This window comes from Lentzea guizhouensis (genome assembly GCF_001701025.1).
Taxonomy (GTDB): Bacteria; Actinomycetota; Actinomycetes; order Mycobacteriales; family Pseudonocardiaceae; genus Lentzea; species Lentzea guizhouensis.
The window spans coordinates 6,367,049-6,384,076 of the sequence record NZ_CP016793.1 but is presented as its reverse complement, the minus strand read 5'-3'; the positions used below and the strand labels follow the sequence as shown (position 1 = coordinate 6,384,076).

The following is a 17,028-nucleotide window of genomic DNA, read 5'->3' as shown; positions in this document are numbered from 1 at the left end:
TCCTGTTCACTCGTCCGGTTTCTGGCCGGCGACACGTGCTCGCCGAAGAGTCGATCCGCGGACTTGCGTCACGGAGCCTGTCGTCCGCACACCGGCACCCGTTCCAGGCCGGCGAGGTACCGGGCCCACTCGTCGGCTGACAGTGCCTCCGCCTCCGCGCACAGCTCGGCCCGCGCAGCCCCCAGGTCTGTCCGGAGCGGCCACACCGTCGCATCCTGGTCGACCACCACGAAGGTGTTGTCGGCCGGTCGATGACCGACAGCCGCCGCTTGCCCGACGAAGCCCTCGAAGGTCGTGACCCGAGTCGGCGCGTCTCGCCGCCCGATGTCCCACACCTGCACGTTCGTGTCGACTCGGTTGTGCTGACCAGACGGTTGGTCCCCGTCCAGCCGCCAGAGCTCCAGCGTGACGGCACCGAGACGCAGCACGGCGAGCACGCTGCCGTCCGCCCGCACCGACGCCCTGCCCACCCGGTCACCCGGCACCGCCAGCGCACGACGGCCGCCCTGCGGCTTCGCGGAGAAGCCGCAGGTCAACGGCGAAATCCACGAGCGGTGAACCGTCCCGAACCAGTGGTTGTTCCCCACGAGGCACCTGATCCTCCCCCAGATCACGCACGCGCCGGAACGGTCCCAGTTGTCAGCCTGATGTCGTCAGGCGTTCAGCGCCCCGGCGCCTGACAACGTACCGCTTCAGAAATCTCCTCATCGCGGAAAACCGCGAAAAGCCGAACAGGGGGATTCACCCGTGAAATTCTTCGCTCCCAAGCCGGCCGCAGCCGGGCTGGCCGTGGTCAGCACGATGGCGGTCACCACCGGAACCGCCGAGGCCACGATGGTCAACGGAGTAGGGGACGCCGAGGCGCCTGCCAGGCGGAGCGATGCGGTGGCGTTCGTCGGTGGCGGCGCGGCCGATCTCGGGCCGGCGCGGCAGCGGTCGTGGCGGCCTCAACGGCGGTAGTACTTCTTCCTCGCCTTCAGGGCCATCCGGGCGGCCATCACCATCGCGCCGACCACGGCCACCAGGTAACCGACCAGACGGAAGACGAACCTGTCGTCGTCGACGTCCGGCAAGGCCAGCCACAGCAGGACACTCAGGCCCGCGCCGAACAACAGCGTGATCAGCACCGGGTGACGGCCCGCCCAGCGGTCGAAGCCGATGGCCCGGCGCCGCGCCCCCTCCGTCGGGAAGCGGCCGGGGTCGGCGTCCTCGGCCAGTTCGAGCCTCCTGCTGAAGTTCAGGCGCATTCCACTCCCCCAGGAAGCAGGTCCGGTCCTGTGGAGGAGTGCCCGTCAGCCGGGCTCGCTACACGCGGGCGAAGCAGGTCGATCACGAACCGCCGTACGGCCCGGTGAAGCGGTGTGTCCGTGTTGCGGGCCAGCCGGGGTCCCCGCTGCGGGCGAAGCTCACCCACGCCCCGTGCACCTGTGCCGCCAGCTCCGCGGGAGGTTCCGCCGGGCCGAGCAGTCCGCGAGGGCCGCGCAGGGCGGGGAGGTCGAGGCAGTCGAACACGTACGGCAGCTCCACCGTGTGAGCAGCCCCGAGCAGACCGTCCACTGCAGACGATCGCCAGGCGAACTCGTAGGTGTGAGCACGGGCTGCGTGTGCCTCAGCGAGCCGGCGGCTACCGGCGCCGAACAGGGCTTCGCCCACAAGCGCTGAACGCAGCTCCCCCGCGCTCGCCCCTGGATGCCGTGCACGGAACCGCTCCACCAGCACGGCCGGATCGCGGTGCATCCGCGCGGCCACGCCCAACACGTCCTCCTCGGTCGAACTAGCCAGATTTCCCTGCGGTACCAGGTAGAGGTTGCCCTCCTCGGTGTTCGTGCCGACCATCAACGCAACCTCCGCACCGGCACCCGCGGCCACGGCTTCGGCCGGTTGCCGGTCGAGGACCAGGCTGAACGGGCTGAGGCCGAGCAACGGGTCGAACCGGGTGCTCGTCGCCAGGTCCAGCCCACCGAGCTCGCGCAGCACCTCGACGAAGTCCTCGTCCGAGATCCGGGCGAAGTCCGCCGTCGCCGGTTCGACGCCGAGTGCGGTGGCCGCCGCGGCGGTCACCCGTGCCGCCTGCTCCGGGGAGAAAGCGCCCAGACCGCTGCCGCTCTGCACGATGGCGCGGTGGAACAGGCCGCTCGCCCCGGAGCCGGCCAGCACGCCACCGACGATCGTCGCGCCCGCCGACTGGCCGAACAGCGTGACGTTGCCCGGATCGCCTCCGAACGCCTCGATGTTGCGCCTGACCCAGCGCAGCGCGGCCACGACGTCGAGCATCCCGCGGTTGGGCGGCGCGCCGGGCAGGTCGAGGAAGCCGGGGATGCCGAGCCGGTAGTTCAGGGTCACGAGCACCACGCCGTCGCGGGCGAACGACGTGCCGTCGTAGAGCTCGGACCCGGTGGAGCCGGTGATGAAACCACCACCGTGCACGAAAACCATGACCGGGCTGCGCGTGGCCCGCGGTGGCGCCCACACGTTGACGGTGAGGTAGTCGTCGCCGCGCACCCAGCCGGGTCCGAAGTAGACGGACATGTCCAGGGCGCCGAACCCGTCGCGGTGCGGCTGGGGAGCAGTCGGTCCCGGCCGGGTGCCGTCCCGGACGTCGGGCCAGGACGCGTGGGGCGCCGGAGCGGCGAACCTGGCCGCGCCGGTCGGTGGTGCCGCGTAGGGGATGTCGAGGAAGACGTGCGCGTGCTCGGTGGCACGACCTCGGACGGCGCCTTCGGTGGTGGTGACGATCGGGTGGGACACCCGTTCCTCCTGTTCTTCGGTCAGAGACGGGCGAACGGCGCCCAGGTCTTGATGGCGAACTTGCCGCCTTCGCGGACGACCTCCGCGCCGCCGTGCCCGCCGAGGTGGGCGGGGATGACGAGCGCGTTCTCGTCCGCAGCCCGGCCGAGCAGCCGCCGCCGCGTCGCCCTGGCCTCCGCCGGGTCCTCGCAGAAGCAGCTGTTCGTGTCGGGCTCGACGAGCTGCAGGGCGGTGTGCAGCAGGTCGCCGACGAACAACGCGCGGTCGCCGCCTGAGTCGAGGGTGAGCACGGAGGAACCGGGCGTGTGCCCCGGCGCGAGCTCCAGCGCGAGGTTCCCGTCGATCCGGTGGCTGCCCTCCCACAGCAGCGTGAGACCGGCCTCGTGCACCGGGGCGACGCTGTCCTCGAAGACGTTCTGGTTGCCACGGCCCAGATTCGGCCGGTGGCCGTTGGCCGGGTTCCAGAAGTCGAAGTCGGCCTTGGGCATGAGGTAGGTGGCGTTGGGGAAGGTCGGCACCCAGGTCCGGTCGTCGAGGTAGGTGTTCCAGCCGACGTGGTCGACGTGCAGGTGGGTGTTGACCACCAGGTCGACGTCCTGTGGCCGCACCCCGGCGCGTTCGAGGTTGCCGAGGAAGCCGGTGTTCAGGTGGCTCCACACCGGGGAGTAGGGCCGTTCCTTGTGGTTGCCGACGCCGGTGTCGACCAGGATCGTCCTGCCCCCGCTGCGCAGGACCCAGGTCTGGATCGCGGAGACGCAGACGCCGGTCTCCAGGTCGACGAAGTCGGGGGCGAGCCAGTGTTCGTGCTCGCGCCACGCACTTTCGGGGCTCTCGGGGAAGAAGGTCTTCGGCGACATGTCGACCGAGCCGTAGTACTCGGTGACTCGGGTGACGGTGACGTCACCCAGCACGATCTCCTGCACGTCATCTCCCGCTCGGGTTTGCCGGTGTTGCGGCAAGCCTGCTGGCGGTCGCGCGGTGTCAGCCAGACCCGCTCCTGCCTATCCCTCGCGGGGTCAGGCTCGCCGGCCGCGCGCCGCGCACACTGGCGGAATGGGTGGCACCGGCCAGTTGGGCGAGTTCTTGCGGGCACGGCGGGCGCGAGTTCGTCCAGAAGACGTCGGGCTGCCGGAGTTCCACGAACGCCGGCGGGTCGTGGGCCTGCGCCGCGAGGAGCTCGCGCACCTGGCAGGTGTGAGCGTGTCCTACTACACGCGCCTCGAACAGGGGCAGTCGGTCAACGCCTCCGACGCCGTCCTCGACGCCCTGGCCGGTGGTCGGCAACCTGCTGCTCGTCGCGGGCCGCCATCCCGAGGACGCCCTGCTGGCCTCGTTGATCGGCGAGCTGTCCATGAAGAGTCGCTCACCGTCGTCACAACGGCCGAGGGGTCGCCTTCGGAGAACGCGATTCGACTGCTCGGCCACTCCGCCTGACCACCCCTCTCCGATTCACATCGACCACCCCGCTCATTCGAACCGAAGTTGCGAAGATTCGTCAGTTTCTGCCATACACAGAAGTGCCGATGCCGACGATCGCAACCATTGCGCTGCACACCAGATGACAAGCCAGGTGTAGTGCAGCGGCGTTGTCCGGCGCCGACGGGCTGGACGCCGGACAACAACGCCCGGACAATCGGTGATGCTTCTTCGAAGGGGTTGAGCGAGGTGCCACGCCAGGAGCAACCGCTGGAGCGTGATGGGACCGCTCTGGTGGAATTCGCGGCTGATCTGCGACAACTGCGGGAAAAAGCAGGAAAACCGCCTTACCGGGAGATGGCGAAACGCGCACATTTCTCGTCGACGACGCTGTCGGACGCGGCCGGAGGCAAACGGCTGCCGAGTCTTGCCGTCACGATCGCGTTCGTCAGGGCCTGTGGCGCAGATCCCGCCGAATGGGAGCAGCGGTGGCGTTCGATCGCGGCGGAGCTCAGCGCTCCAGCGGCACCGGACAACACCGGGAAAGGACCCTATCCGGGGTTGTCGGCGTACGAGGTGGAGGACGCCGACCGGTTCTTCGGGCGGGAAGCACTGATCGCGAACATCGCCGGTCGCCTGGGCGGGCGCCGGTTCGTCGCGGTGTTCGGCCCGTCCGGGTCGGGGAAGTCGTCGGTTCTGCGTGCCGGGCTCGTCCCGCACCTGCCCGGTCCCGTCGTGGTGTTCACGCCGGGCGCGCATCCGCTGGAGGAGTGCGCGGTGCACCTGTCCGCGCGCCTCGGGTTCAGCGCCCCGGAAGCGTTCCGCGAGCTGAAGGAGGATCCCGGGTCGCTGGGCGTTCTCGTCCGGCAGGCGCTCGCTGCGGGACCGGCCGATGCGCAGCTCGTGCTGGTCGTCGACCAGTTCGAGGAGGTCTTCACACTGTGCCGGGACGCGGACGAGCGGGTGGCGTTCCTGACTGCGTTGATCACAGCCGCGCACGGTGAGCAGAGCCGGTGCAGGGTCGTGATCGGGGTGAGGGCCGACTTCTACGCGCGGTGCACCCTGCACGCAGACCTGGTGGCGGCCTGGCAGGACGCGATGGTCACGGTCACCCCGATGAGCGCGGACGAGCTGCGCCGCGCGATCACCGGTCCCGCACGGACAGCGGAGTGCACGGTCGAGGGTGCGCTGGTCACGACGCTGGTCGCCGAGACGCACGGCGAAGCGGGCGTGCTGCCGCTGCTGTCCCACGCGTTGCTGGAGACGTGGCGCAGGCGCCAGGGCAACACCTTGACCGTCGCCGCTTTCGACGCAGCAGGCGGCATCCGCGGCGCGCTCGTGCAGACGGCCGAGGCAACGTTCGACGCGCTTGACCAGCACCAGCAAGAAGCCGCTAGAGCTCTGTTCTTGCGGTTGTGCGCACTCGGCGACGGCACCGAGGACACCAAACGCCGAGTCACCCTGACCGAGATCGACGACGTCACCGTGCTCGACGAGCTCACCGACGCGCGGCTGGTCACCCGCACCCAAGACGACGTCGAGATCACCCACGAAGCTCTGATCCGCGCCTGGCCACGGCTCAGCGGCTGGCTCGCCGAGGATCGCGACGGGCAGCGCCTGCACCGCGAACTCACCGACGCCACGGCGACCTGGGAGCGTCACGGCCGCGATCCCGACAGCCTGCTCCGCGGTGCTCGCCTCACCGCGGTCGCAGACTGGGCCTGGGACGCCAACGCGCCGCTCAACAAGGCGGAGCAACGGTTCCTGGACGAGAGCGTCGCCGCGGACGAACGCGCCTACACGCGGCAGCGGCGTTCCCGGCACCGGCGCCGCGCGACCGTTCTGCTCCAGGCAGCACTGTTGACCGCCGTGCTCGTGATCGACGGAGCGGCGGTCCAGTCCACAATAGACGGTTCGGGCAACCGCAACGCCGAGCTGGCGGAGTGGGCGGTCACCGAGGCGGTGAAGATGCGGGACACCGCTCCCAGCATGGCCGCCTACGTCGCACTCGCCGGCTACCGGCTCGACCCCACCCAGCGAGCCGGCACCACTTTGGTCAGCACCTTGGCGACAGCGACGTCCGAAAGACTGGCCGCACCGCACAAGGTGCTCACCGACTACGGCCTGCCGTCCTTCACCGGCGGCCGGAACAGCGGCAAACAGGTCCGAGGAACCGCTCTGCTCGTTGACCGACAACTCCGCAACATGGACATGTACCTCAACGTCACGCACGCCAGCATGAGCGCTGGAGGTCAGCTGTTCGCGCTTGTCGACGACCAGCAGGTCGTGCGGCTGTCCGATCGCACCACTCACCGGACGGTCGCCACCCTGCCCGGCCGGTTCACGAGGACCGCGTTCGACGTGATCAGCAGCAGGCGGCTTCTCGCGGCAGAGGAAGAGGGTGGCACGACCGTGCTCTGGGACGTGACCAACTCCTCGGCCCCACAACGCGGTGCGACGATCCCAGGTGCGCGAGGCATCTTCACCGGCTACTACCTGGTGACCGTCGAGCAGGACATCGTCCGGGTGTGGGACGTCGACAAGCCCGCGGAACCGCAGATGCGGCTCGAGGCACGGGTGCCGAACGCCTCGTCCGCAGTCGTGGCGGACGCAGGCGCCGACCTGGTGGTCGGCACCGCCACCGGCGAGCTGCAGCTGTGGGAGCTCGGCGAGCACCCCGCTCGGCCGTTCGCGGTGGTGCAGGCCCATTCCGGCCCGATCACCGCGATCAGCGCGAGCTCCGACGGAAGAACCGTCATCACCGCCGGCGAGGGGAAGATCACCCCCTGGTACCGGAACTCCGAAGAGCGCCTGACGAAGGGCGCCGATCTCGACTCCCGCACCCCCACCACCGTCGCGCTGCTGTGGGCGCCGGACGGCAGCTCCTTGCTCGCCGTTGACGAGGACAACAACGAGTACCAGTGGCACCTCGACCACGAGGGCGCCAACGCCGACGCGTGTCGGATGCTCAGCGCGGCTCGCCCGACCGACGAGCAGTGGCAGCGACACTTCGGCAGCCCACCCCGGCTGCCCATGCCGTGCACGGCGTGACTCGCTGCAGAACGACGCAGGACTTCGAGGGCCGGCTCGGACATTCCGCCGAGCCGGCCCTCGGGCTTTCCCGGTGCTCGTCCCGCTCCACCACAACCGTTCCCGCGGCGAACCGGCCGTTGTCACTGCCGCTTCGGGTGCCGGCGTGACCACTTCTGGCTGAACTGCACGGCGATCAAGGCCGTACCCGCCGCCGGTGCTGCGAGTATTGAACGCGGGTGGCCGTCGAGCCATCCCACCTCATCGACCCATGGCTCTGGAGACCTGCGTGCCCGACGGATCTGACACCGCTGCCCTCTCGCTGACCAACCGGGCTGTGCGAGTGCGGCAGTCCGATCCCGCTCAGGCCAGGGAACTGCTCGGCCGCGCGTTGGCGGAAGACGTCAAGTACGAGCCCGCCTGGCGTTGGCTGGCCGAACTGGTCACCGACGACGGCGAACGCCGGTACTGCCTGGACAAGGCGTACGCCATCGCGCGGGATCCGGACACGCGACGGGCCCGTGCCGCGTTGGGTGCCGGGCCGACCCGTCCACCGGCCGAAGTGGTGCTCCTGGCGAAACCGGAGAGGCCGGACGCCAGCGGCGTGCGGAAACCGGCGGGCAGAGGGCGCGGGTGGGTGCCGTGGGCCGGCGCCGCGGCGGTGGTGCTCATGCTGGTGACCGGGCTGGGCTTCGCGCTGGCGTCGGGTTCGCGGTCCGGTGAACCCGTGCACGTGGCGCTGGTCGCGGGCATGACCGGCGAGTCGGCGACGACGTCGGCGCACATGGAACGCAGCCTGCGGATGCACACGGACATCATCAACGAGGCTGGCGGGATCAACGGGCATCCCGTCGAGCTGCTGGTGTACGACGACGCGGACCAGCCGGACAGGGCCCGCGGCATCGCGGAACAGATCGTCCGTGAGAACAAGGTCATGTACGTCATCGGTCATGGTGTCAGCGACACGGCCCTGGCCGCCGCGCCGATCTACCAGAAGGCCAAGATCCCGGCGATCACCCCGTCGGCGACCTCGTCGCAGATCACCGACGGCAGCGACTGGTACTTCCGCAGCATGTTCGGCAACCGCACCCAAAGCGACTTCCTCGCCGCGTACGGTGCGAAGGTCCTCGGGTCTGACACGGCCGCGATCGTGTACGGCGACAACGAGTCCGGCCGCTCTGGACGAGAGACGTTCGTCGCGTCGTTCCGCACGTTCGGTGCCGTCGCCGCGGAGCTTCCCGTGTCCTACGAACCAGAACGTTCCGCGGCCACCGTGGACGCCGCTGTCCAACGCCTGCGGACCCTTGCTCCCGGGGTGCCGATCGTGCTGGCCGTGCGGGAGAAGCTCGGCCTGGAGATCATCACGAAGCTGCGCACCGCGGGTGTCACCGCCCCGGTCCTGGGCACCGACTCCCTGGCCAGCCGTGCTTTTCACGACCTGCTCATCGCCAGGGAACAGGCGCAGGGCCTGCAGGGCAAGCTCACGCCGGGCCTCTACATGGGCACGCCGATGGCCCAGGACTCGCTGTCCGGGCCGGCGCTGGCCTGGGCGCACGAGTTCGAGCGGCGCTACGGCGAACGCCCTCTCTGGCACGCCGCGACCGCGCGCCAAGCGCTCAACATCGGTCTGCACCTCATGCGCGACAACGGCTACGGACTCGACGACAACCACAAGGCAGAGGACAGGCAGCGCCTTCGTGACGCGCTGGGGGGCTTGAAGGACCGCAAGAACGCGTTCCAGGCGTTGCTCGGCCCCTTGTACTTCACCGAGAACGGCTCCGCGCAGATGCCCGTGTCCATTGTGACCAGTGACGGCACGAAGTTCGTCTCCGCCCCCGTGCAGCTCACGATCTACGAGCCGCTGTCCGAGGCCGCGCTGCGGGCCGACACCGCCGGCGGCCACGTCATCACGATCGGCAACCGGCACCTGACCCGGCGCCAGGTCGTGGCCACCGGCATCAACCTCAACGAGGTCCGCGACGTCGACACCCGCGACGGCACCTACTACATGGACTTCTTCCTCTGGTTGAAGTACGTGGGTGATCACGCGGCGTCCGACGTGCAGTTCATCAACGCCGTGAAGCCGGACCTCAAGCTCGGCACACCACTGCGCGACGTGACCGAGAACGGCGTCACGTACCGGCTGTACCGGGTGGCCGACCGGTTCAGGTCCAGCTTCGACTTCCGCGACTTCCCCTTCGACCACCAGCGGCTCTCCGCCGTGCTGCAGAACCGGACCCGGACCAGCGAGCAGGTCGTGTACGCCACCGACAAGGAGATCCTCAACCAGAAACCCGATGACTACCTGCGCAGCGGCGCCGACGCCAGCCGCGACATCAACCAGGCGCCCAACTGGCTGGCCAGGTCGGCACGCTTCTTCCAGCAGACCGTCGGCAGCAGCGACGCCCTCGGCGACCCCAAAGCGGTGGGCGCGACATCGGGGATCTTCTACAGCCAGTACGCCGCGGAGGTCGTCATCACGCGCGACGTCCTGCCGTTCCTGTTCAAGAACCTGCTCCCGCTGGCACTGCTGATCTGCGTCACCTACCTGTCGCTGTTTTTCAAACCCTCCGAAAGCGCTGCGCCCGTGTCCATGGGCGTGACCGCGATCCTCAGCACCGCCGTCCTGCTCAACAACGTCACCTCACAACTGCCGTCGGTCAGCTACACCGTCGCACTGGAGTGGGGCTACTACGCCTTCATCCTGCTGGCCGCGTGTTGCGTGCTGATCGCTATGGTGCGCAAGGGTTTGGCGAACGTCAGGCGCGACGACGCGGAACGCGCACTCGCGAACAGCGCCCGCATCGGCTATCCCGTGTACGTCCTCGGCATCGTGTGCGTCTACCTGGCGTCCTTCGCCTGACGCCAGACGAGTGATGCGTAAGGCGGTCAGTGGGTTGTGCCAGACGGCGCGTCAGCCGGGAGTAGCGCTCGGTTCGCGGCATGAGCGGGCGGGTTGCCGTTGCGAAAACCGTTGGTGAACCGACTTGCTCCGCTGATGTACTGATGTGCCACCGTGAGTCTGCCGCGCGACGGAGGTAGTGGTTGTGACGGGTTATGACGCGCTTGCCGAGGTGTACGAGTGGCTCATCTCCGATGTGAAGCTGACTCCGGCCGAGTTCGCTGCGTCGTTCGATGACGTCCTCAGTCTCCTGCCGCCCAACGCTCACGTCCTCGATTGTTCGTGCGGAACCGGGCAGTTGGCGGTTGGCCTCGCTGGTCTTGGTATGCAGGTTGTCGCAACTGACGCCAGCGAAGCGATGGTTCGTCGGACTGCGGAGTTGTCCGGGGAGTTCGGGGCATCGGTCCGGACAGTGCGGGCGGACTGGGAAGAGTTGCCCGACCATTTCGATGACGCCACCTTCGACATGGTGTTCTGCGTCGGCAACTCGCTGCACCATGCCGTGGGCGCGAGAGGCAGGGGTGCTGCTCTGGAGTCGATGTCACGGCTTCTGCGCCGTGGCGGGCGCTTGGTGCTCACTTCCCGCACGTGGGAACTCGTGAGGGCCAGAGGTTCCCGACTGGACATCAGTGACCGACTCGTCCGCCGGAACGGTCGTGATGCCGTCGTGGTCTACCGCTGGGAGATCGCACCGCTGTGGGAGGAGGAGCACCACATCGAGATTGCGGTCGCGCAAGTTGATGCGGCTGGGCCGGTTCTCGTCCGCTCGGAACTGCTGTCGTGCTGGCCCTACCGATACGACGAGCTCGAAGTGGAGTTGCACCGGGTCGGACTGCGGACGGAGATGAGCACGTTCAACCCTGAGGCCGAGAACTACATGGTGGTGGCGAGCAAGGTGTAGACAACGGGCTCGACACCGTTACAACGTTCCTTGATGAGGCCCTAGGCCAGGAGTTTGCGGATGATGTCGGTGGCGGTGTCGATGTCCGGTGGCGCGCCGGCGATCACGTCGGAGTAGCAGAACGACTCGGCGAGCCGGACCACGGCGTAGGCCAGCTTGGTCGCCGGGATGTCGGGCGGGTCGTCGCCGCGTTCGGCGCGGATGAGGTCGGCCAGGCCGGTCACCAGGCGGTGTTGCACCACGCCCTGCTGGGAGGTGAGCACCCGCAGCGCCGTCTCGGGGTCGCGTTCGAGCAGGGCGCGCAGGGCCGGTGAGGTGACGGTGTCGCGCATCGCCTGGTCGAGCACGGCGCTCACCCTGGCCAGGCCGCGTTCGGGGCTGGCGTGCCACAGGCGTGACCACGCCCGTTGCGTGATGGCCCACAGCACCTCGCCCAGGACGCGGTCGCGGTCGCCGTAGCGGCGGTAGAGGGTGGCACGGCCGATGCCGGCCGTCGTGGCGAGGTCGCCCATGTCGATGCGGCTCTCGCGGAGGAACTGCCGGAGCGCGAGGGCGATGACCGGGTCCACCTCGGGCTCGGTGGTCAGGTTCACGTTGGCCGCGGCGTGAGACAGCATGTATAAAGTGTCTCACTGAGACAAACAGACGGAATGTCTCACCGGGACGACGAGGAGGCCGCGATGCGGCGAGTCTGGGCGATGCTGCCGTTCGTCCTGGTCGGGGCCGCGTTGGTGCTGGCGCCGGCGACCGCGGGGCTCGCCTGGCCGAACCTCGTGGTGCAGGGCGTGCTGTTCACCCTGCTGGCGGCCGTCCCCGGACACCTCACGCGGCACGTGTCGTACGTCGACGTGGCCTGGCCGTGGGGACTGGTCGGCATCGGCGTGGTCACCCTGGTCACGGCCGACGGGCCCGGTGCGGTGGCCGTCGCGGTCCCCTACCTCGCCATGGGAGCGCGGATGGGGCTGTGGAGCCTGGTGATGACGGTGAAGCACGGCTGGTGGACGCCCGGCTCCCCCAAGGCCGAGCTCCCCCGGTACCGGTACCAGCGGCGGCGCTGGGAGCGGCAGGGGTTCCGCAGCGAGGCGATCTCCGTCCAGTACGAGATCTGGCTGCAGGGGCTGGCGAACGCGTCGGTGCTCGCCGTTCCCGCGTTCCTCGTCGCCGCCGACCAGCCGCGGCTGTCGGTCTGGGCCGCGTGCGCGCTGGCCCTGTGGGCCGCCTCCTTCGTGCTGGAGTCCGTGGCGGACGGTCAGAAACGGCGGTTCGCCGCACGTGGCGAGCGCGGCACCTGTGACCGGGGGCTGTGGCGCTACAGCAGGCACCCCAACTACTTCTTCCAGTGGATGCAGTGGAACGCCCTGGTCCTGTTCGCGCTGCCCACGCTGCCCGCGCGGTTCCACGACACGTCACCGGTCGTGTGGGCGCTGCTGGTGCTGGGCCTGTTCCTCGTCTCCTGGACGTTGTACGTCACGCTGACCAAGCACACCGGCGCCCGCCCCGCCGAGTACCACAGCGTGCGCAAACGCCCTGACTACGCGCTCTACCAGGCCACCACCAACATGTTCTTCCCCGGCCCGGTCAAGACCCCGCAGGACGAGGTGGCCGGTCGGCCCGGCGGCTCTACGACCGTAGGATGACTCACAAACACCGGAAGGATGAGGTGTTGCGGACCGGCATCGGCCACAGTAGAAGGGTGTATCCGCCGTCTACGTAGGGCTGACTGGTTGTGACGACTCCCCCTTCCAGGGTCCTGGTGGGCAGGCGCTGGCTCGTGCTGGCGATCTTGTGCGCCAGCCTGCTGCTGGTGTCCGTGGACGCCACCGTGCTGCACATGGCCTTGCCCGCGCTGGCGGAGGACCTGCGGCCGACCGCCAGCGGCCAGCTGTGGATCATCGCGGTGTACTCGCTGGTCGCGGCGCCGTTGCTGCTCGCGTTCGGCACGTTGGGCGACCGCTACGGCCGGCGCCGGGTCCTGGTGCTCGGCTATGTCGTGTTCGGGCTGGCCTCGCTCGCCTGTGCGTTGGCGCCCAACGTCGCCGTGCTGATCGCCGCGCGGGCCGCACTCGGCGTCGGTGGCGCGATGATCATGCCGGCGACGCTGTCGTTGCTGCGCCAGGCCTTTCCCGACCGCGCCGAACGCCAGACGGCCATCGGCATCTGGAGCGGGGTGGCCGGCTCGGGGGCGGTGCTCGGGCCGTTGCTCGGCGGCTTCCTGGTGGAGACGTTCTCCTGGCACGCCGCGTTCCTGATCAACGTGCCGGTGATGGTCGTGGCGATTCCGCTGACCTACTGGCTGATCCCGGAGTCCGCGGACCCGCCGGACGGGCCGTGGGACGTGCTCAGCGCGGCGCTGGCCGCGGTCGGCGTCATCGGGATCGCCTTCGCGGTCAAGCAGACCCCGCACGGCGGCACGATGTTCGTGCTCGGCCCGGTCGCCGGGCTGCTCGGCTGCCTGTTGCTGGTCGCGTTCGTGCGGCGGCAGCGGAAGCTCGCCGTCCCGCTGCTGGACGTGACGTTGTTCCGGGACCGCGCGTTCAGCGTCGCGGTCGGCAGTGTCCTGCTGGTCCTGACCTCGTTGGTCGGCCTGGGACTGCTGTTCGCCCAGTACCTGCAGCTCGTGCTCGCGTTGCAACCGATGCCTGCCGCGTTGCGGCTGATGTTCGTCATGGGCTCGGCGGTCATCGGCAGCGTCGTGGCCGGGCCGTTGTTGCAGCGGTTCGGGAACCGCCGGATGACGGTGGCCGGTTTCGCCGTCAGCGCGGTGGCCCTGGCGGTCTGCGCCGCGGCCCTGACGACGACCGAGAACCTGTGGCTGCTCGGACCGGTGCTGGCCGCGACCGGGTTCGGTGTCTCGATCTCGCTCACCGCCGCCTCCGACGCCCTGCTCGCCGCAGCGCCGGCCGAGCAGGCGGGTGCGGCGGCCGCGGTCGAGGAGACCGCCTACGAGCTCGGCGCCGGTCTCGGCGTCACGGTTCTCGGCAGCATCGCCACCCTGGTCTACACGGCCGCACTTCCCAGCACGGCGGCACAGGCCCGTGACGGCCTCACCGAAGCCACCGCCGCTGCCTCGGCGCTACCGCCCGAAGCGGGCTCCCAACTGCTCGACCTGGCTCGCGACGCGTTCGTGACCGGACTGCGGGCCGCGCTGGTCGTCGGCGCCGTCCTGTTCGTCCTCGCCACGATCGCCGCGGCCCGCGCCCTGCCCAAGAACGAAGGAACCACACGATGACCGACCTCAGGACCACCACGACACCCCCGGCCCAGCCGGACGTCCGCGGCGGCTGGCGCACACCCGACCGCCTGTACCGGCTGATCAGCAGCCCGGTGCTGCGCATGATCCTCGGCTGGGACCTGCCCCGCCACGACCTGCGCGTGGTCAGCCGCCGCCCCGGTTCCGTCTGCCTGGAGGTCGGCAGCGGGGGCGGCTTCTACACCTCGGCCCTCAAGACCCACCTGGGCAGCGGGAACGACCTGATCGCCCTCGACCCGTCGCCGTCCGCCATGCAAGCGTTGCAGCACCAGCTGGACGGCGTGCCGGGTGCGCGAGTGTCCTATGTGGCCGGTGACGGGTGCAAGCTCCCGTTGGCCGACGACCAGGCCGACACCCTGTTCTACGGCTACAGCCTCGAGGAGATGCCCGACCCGCTGGCCGCCGTTCGCGAGGCACACCGGGTGCTCCGGCCAGGCGGGGAGCTCGTCCTGTTCCTCTGGCGTCCCGTGTTCACCCGGCACCGCCGCCGCCCGGTCGTCGCGCTGCTGGACGAGCTGTTCGAACGCCGTCGCTCCTCGGCCGGGCCGCAGAACATCCGGCTGGTCTACCGGAAGTCCTGACCGCGGGCGTCAGACCGACAGGTTCTCGAGCCTGCGCGCGAGTGCGCTGGTGCAGCCGCAGTTCGCGTTGAACTTCCTCGCCGACAACGAGCTGCTCGCGGGCGAACCGGCAGTGGTGACGGAGGCGTTGGCGTGATCGGCGTCTGACCCGGAGTTTCGGATACCTACTGTACCGTCCGGACGGTACAGTAGGCTCATGACCAACGCTCGCGATCACATACTCGATGCCGCCGAACGGCTGCTGATCCAGGGCAAAGTGCCGCCGCCGCTGCAGGCGGTGGCTGACGAAGCCGGTGTGTCGAAGGGCGGCGTCCTCTACCACTTCACCACCCAGACGCTGCTGCACGGCGTCATCGAACGTGCCGTCAGGATGGCGGACGAGCGGCTGACCGCAGCCGCGGAGTCCGGTTCGATGGCCGCGGAATGGCTTCGGTTGTCGATGCCGGACGAACACGAACGCCGGCTGTACCGGGCGATGCTGTCCATGTTGCGGGTCAGCGCGATGGGCGACCTGGACCTCCCCCGAGGAGTCGACGAGGCCGTGCACCGCTGGGAACGGATGCTGGAAGAGGAGTTGGCTGACGCAGCACGGGCTCAGGTGGTCCGCCTGGTCGGCGACGGGCTGTTCCTCAACGCACTGACCGGGCACCCGCCCTCCGCTGCGGCCGTGGAGCAGCTCATCCGCCACCTCGGACTGGCTGCCGGCTCCGGATGAGCGCCGTCCTGCTGACCGGCATCGCGGGTCTGGCGCTGCTGGACGCGCTGAATCCCGCGACGATCGCCGGAGTGGCGCTGTTGCTGCTCTCGCCACTGCGCCGACCGGTGACCGCAGCGGCCCTGTTCGCACTCGGCGCCTTCACGGCGGTGCTCGGGTTGGGCATCGCGCTCTTCTTCGGAGCTGACGTCGCGGCCGGCGCGATCGACGATGCGATGACCTGGCTGAGACGGGCGGCGCTGTTGCTGGGCGCCGTCACGCTCGCGACCGCGGGCGTACGTCGTTTCCGAGCTCGCACACGCGCCGCTGTCGTGCTGCCCGGGTGGGTCTCCATCCGGACCGCCGTTCCACTGGGAGTTCTGCTGACCGGCGCTGACCTGCCGAACGCGTTCCCCTACTTCCTCGCCGTCGAACGCCTCATCAGCGCCGGAGTTCCCGCAGGGCAGGCAGTGCTGGTCCTCGCCGGGTACGCCGTGATCTACTGCCTGCCCTGCATCGTGCTGGTGGTGGCCGGAGCCGCCCTGAGGGACCGGGTGCGCCCCCGGCTGGACCGCCTGTACGCCAGGCTCGGTGCCGAGAAGGCGCTACCGGCCAACTCGGCCATCGCCCTGCTGTTGCTCGTCCTCGCGGCCGGGATCGCCGTACTCGCGTTCCTCTGGTGAAAACGTGAGGGGCAGTGTCCACATCAGACGCCGCGACCACACCCGACGACGTTCTCCGGTCGTGTTCACACGGCAGTGGCGCTCGTGAGACCCGAGAACCCGGCGGGTCGGCCCGTTCCGCCGGGGCGAGGCGCGGCCACGGTTGAAGCACGTGCTGGTCGGCAGGCCTGTGCACGAGACGGACTCGGCGTGCGCGGCGGTCCACCCCACCACGTGCAGAACAGGACCACTGCGGTGCTGGGCAGAACCTGCACCGCCGTGTAGTCACGGGCTGAAGACCGCCAGGTCCATGATCACCAGCGGGTCGGTGTACTCGTGCAGCACGACGAAGAGCACGGTGCCCGTCAACGCCGCGGGCCACCAGACGCGCGTCCAGGACGACAACACCTGGAGCAGCCATCCGCGGCACAGGTACTCCTCCGCCGCGGCCTGGAACGGAACGACCAGAACGGTGACGACGGCCAACGTGGCGAAGGTGGCCCACCCCGGCCAGAGCGCCACGTTCCACCGCTCCCCGCCGACCGCTGCCGCCACGACCACCAGGCCGGCGGCCGCCAACGACCACCCGCCGCACTCGGCCAGCCAACGCCACCGCACCCGACCCTCGACGCTGTTCACCGAACCAGGCCGTTGCCGCCCGGCCCAGCGCACGGTGAGCAGCACCGCGGGCAGGAGCACAGCGACCACGGCGAAGGAGAGGCCGAGCGACCGGCTCGGTCTGGCCGGGTGGCCGGGCTTCGTGGCCGGGCGGTCGGCGCGGTGTGGACACTCGGCCGTCCGCTGCCGTGTGCAGAGGCTTTGGACGACCGAGTTGCCGCTCCCC

Annotated in this window: 15 protein-coding genes and 1 pseudogene; 10 read left to right on the top strand and 6 right to left on the bottom strand. The window is 69.6% G+C overall.

What is annotated here, in order from left to right:
- Nucleotides 1–68: 68 nt before the first annotated feature.
- Nucleotides 69–587: a hypothetical protein gene (locus tag BBK82_RS31250; RefSeq protein WP_065918200.1), complete on the bottom strand. Its 519-nt coding sequence runs from the start codon at nucleotides 585–587 to the stop codon at nucleotides 69–71.
- 160 nt (nucleotides 588–747) lie between these two features.
- On the opposite strand from BBK82_RS31250, the gene BBK82_RS31245 reads away from it, so the two are divergent.
- A complete protein-coding gene (locus BBK82_RS31245; RefSeq protein WP_065918199.1) occupies nucleotides 748–960 on the top strand; it encodes a hypothetical protein in 213 nt (70 codons plus the stop codon).
- Here BBK82_RS31245 and BBK82_RS31240 read toward each other — a convergent pair.
- The 3 genes from BBK82_RS31240 to BBK82_RS31230 all read right to left on the bottom strand — a co-directional run bounded on the left by BBK82_RS31240 (nucleotide 948) and on the right by BBK82_RS31230 (nucleotide 3,671).
- Nucleotides 948–1,247, bottom strand: coding sequence for a hypothetical protein (locus BBK82_RS31240; protein ID WP_065918198.1), 300 nt, complete (start codon nucleotides 1,245–1,247; stop codon nucleotides 948–950). The two genes, BBK82_RS31245 and BBK82_RS31240, sit on opposite strands and share 13 nt — an antisense overlap.
- Nucleotides 1,248–1,329: 82 nt before the next feature.
- Nucleotides 1,330–2,748, bottom strand: a complete 1,419-nt coding sequence (locus tag BBK82_RS31235) for a carboxylesterase/lipase family protein (RefSeq protein ID WP_065918197.1) — start codon at nucleotides 2,746–2,748, stop codon at nucleotides 1,330–1,332.
- Nucleotides 2,749–2,768: 20 nt separating this feature from the next.
- Nucleotides 2,769–3,671 carry an MBL fold metallo-hydrolase gene (locus BBK82_RS31230; RefSeq protein ID WP_065918196.1) on the bottom strand — a complete coding sequence of 301 codons (903 nt, stop codon included), beginning with the start codon at nucleotides 3,669–3,671 and terminating at the stop codon, nucleotides 2,769–2,771.
- A 130-nt stretch (nucleotides 3,672–3,801) separates the two neighbouring features.
- On the opposite strand from BBK82_RS31230, the pseudogene BBK82_RS54605 reads away from it, so the two are divergent.
- The 4 genes and pseudogenes from BBK82_RS54605 to BBK82_RS31210 form a co-directional block, all read left to right on the top strand.
- Nucleotides 3,802–4,020, top strand: a pseudogene (locus BBK82_RS54605) (helix-turn-helix domain-containing protein); the annotation flags it as partial.
- Between the two features lie 501 nt (nucleotides 4,021–4,521).
- Nucleotides 4,522–7,215, top strand: coding sequence for an AAA family ATPase (locus BBK82_RS31220; protein ID WP_065918194.1), 2,694 nt, complete (start codon nucleotides 4,522–4,524; stop codon nucleotides 7,213–7,215).
- 268 nt (nucleotides 7,216–7,483) lie between these two features.
- Nucleotides 7,484–10,057, top strand: coding sequence for an ABC transporter substrate-binding protein (locus tag BBK82_RS31215; protein ID WP_170067993.1), 2,574 nt, complete (start codon nucleotides 7,484–7,486; stop codon nucleotides 10,055–10,057).
- Between the two features lie 184 nt (nucleotides 10,058–10,241).
- Complete coding sequence (locus BBK82_RS31210) at nucleotides 10,242–10,997, top strand: class I SAM-dependent methyltransferase (RefSeq protein WP_065921482.1); 756 nt, start codon at nucleotides 10,242–10,244, stop codon at nucleotides 10,995–10,997.
- Nucleotides 10,998–11,038: 41 nt separating this feature from the next.
- Here BBK82_RS31210 and BBK82_RS31205 read toward each other — a convergent pair whose 3' ends face one another.
- Nucleotides 11,039–11,614 carry a QsdR family transcriptional regulator gene (locus BBK82_RS31205; RefSeq protein WP_083268275.1) on the bottom strand — a complete coding sequence of 192 codons (576 nt, stop codon included), beginning with the start codon at nucleotides 11,612–11,614 and terminating at the stop codon, nucleotides 11,039–11,041.
- A gap of 63 nt (nucleotides 11,615–11,677) precedes the next feature.
- Here BBK82_RS31205 and BBK82_RS31200 point away from each other — a divergent pair, with 63 nt between their 5' ends.
- The 5 genes from BBK82_RS31200 to BBK82_RS31180 all read left to right on the top strand — a co-directional run bounded on the left by BBK82_RS31200 (nucleotide 11,678) and on the right by BBK82_RS31180 (nucleotide 16,205).
- A complete protein-coding gene (locus BBK82_RS31200) occupies nucleotides 11,678–12,634 on the top strand; it encodes a DUF1295 domain-containing protein (protein WP_065921480.1) in 957 nt (318 codons plus the stop codon).
- Between the two features lie 116 nt (nucleotides 12,635–12,750).
- Nucleotides 12,751–14,226, top strand: a complete 1,476-nt coding sequence (locus BBK82_RS31195; protein WP_237047670.1) for an MFS transporter — start codon at nucleotides 12,751–12,753, stop codon at nucleotides 14,224–14,226.
- Complete coding sequence (locus BBK82_RS31190) at nucleotides 14,223–14,828, top strand: class I SAM-dependent methyltransferase (protein ID WP_065918192.1); 606 nt, start codon at nucleotides 14,223–14,225, stop codon at nucleotides 14,826–14,828. The genes BBK82_RS31195 and BBK82_RS31190 overlap by 4 nt, the downstream gene beginning before the upstream one ends.
- A 196-nt stretch (nucleotides 14,829–15,024) precedes the next feature.
- Nucleotides 15,025–15,543, top strand: coding sequence for a TetR/AcrR family transcriptional regulator (locus BBK82_RS31185; protein ID WP_065918191.1), 519 nt, complete (start codon nucleotides 15,025–15,027; stop codon nucleotides 15,541–15,543).
- Nucleotides 15,540–16,205 carry a GAP family protein gene (locus BBK82_RS31180; protein ID WP_065918190.1) on the top strand — a complete coding sequence of 222 codons (666 nt, stop codon included), beginning with the start codon at nucleotides 15,540–15,542 and terminating at the stop codon, nucleotides 16,203–16,205. Before BBK82_RS31185 ends, BBK82_RS31180 begins: the two co-directional genes overlap by 4 nt.
- A 264-nt stretch (nucleotides 16,206–16,469) precedes the next feature.
- Here the strand turns inward: BBK82_RS31180 and BBK82_RS31175 are convergent, their stop codons facing one another.
- Nucleotides 16,470–16,892, bottom strand: coding sequence for a CPBP family glutamic-type intramembrane protease (locus tag BBK82_RS31175; protein ID WP_154697602.1), 423 nt, complete (start codon nucleotides 16,890–16,892; stop codon nucleotides 16,470–16,472).
- Between the last annotated feature and the right edge of the window lie 136 nt (nucleotides 16,893–17,028).

Bases quoted from the DNA above. Each gene is read 5' to 3' on its own strand.
- BBK82_RS31240 (WP_065918198.1), bottom strand. From the start codon at position 1,247: ATGCGCCTGAACTTCAGCAGGAGGCTCGAACTGGCCGAGGACGCCGAC.
- BBK82_RS31220 (WP_065918194.1), top strand. From the start codon at position 4,522: ATGGCGAAACGCGCACATTTCTCGTCGACGACGCTGTCGGACGCGGCC.
- BBK82_RS31205 (WP_083268275.1), bottom strand. From the start codon at position 11,614: ATGCTGTCTCACGCCGCGGCCAACGTGAACCTGACCACCGAGCCCGAG.
- BBK82_RS31200 (WP_065921480.1), top strand. From the start codon at position 11,678: ATGCGGCGAGTCTGGGCGATGCTGCCGTTCGTCCTGGTCGGGGCCGCG.
- BBK82_RS31190 (WP_065918192.1), top strand. From the start codon at position 14,223: ATGACCGACCTCAGGACCACCACGACACCCCCGGCCCAGCCGGACGTC.
- BBK82_RS31185 (WP_065918191.1), top strand. From the start codon at position 15,025: ATGACCAACGCTCGCGATCACATACTCGATGCCGCCGAACGGCTGCTG.
- BBK82_RS31180 (WP_065918190.1), top strand. From the start codon at position 15,540: ATGAGCGCCGTCCTGCTGACCGGCATCGCGGGTCTGGCGCTGCTGGAC.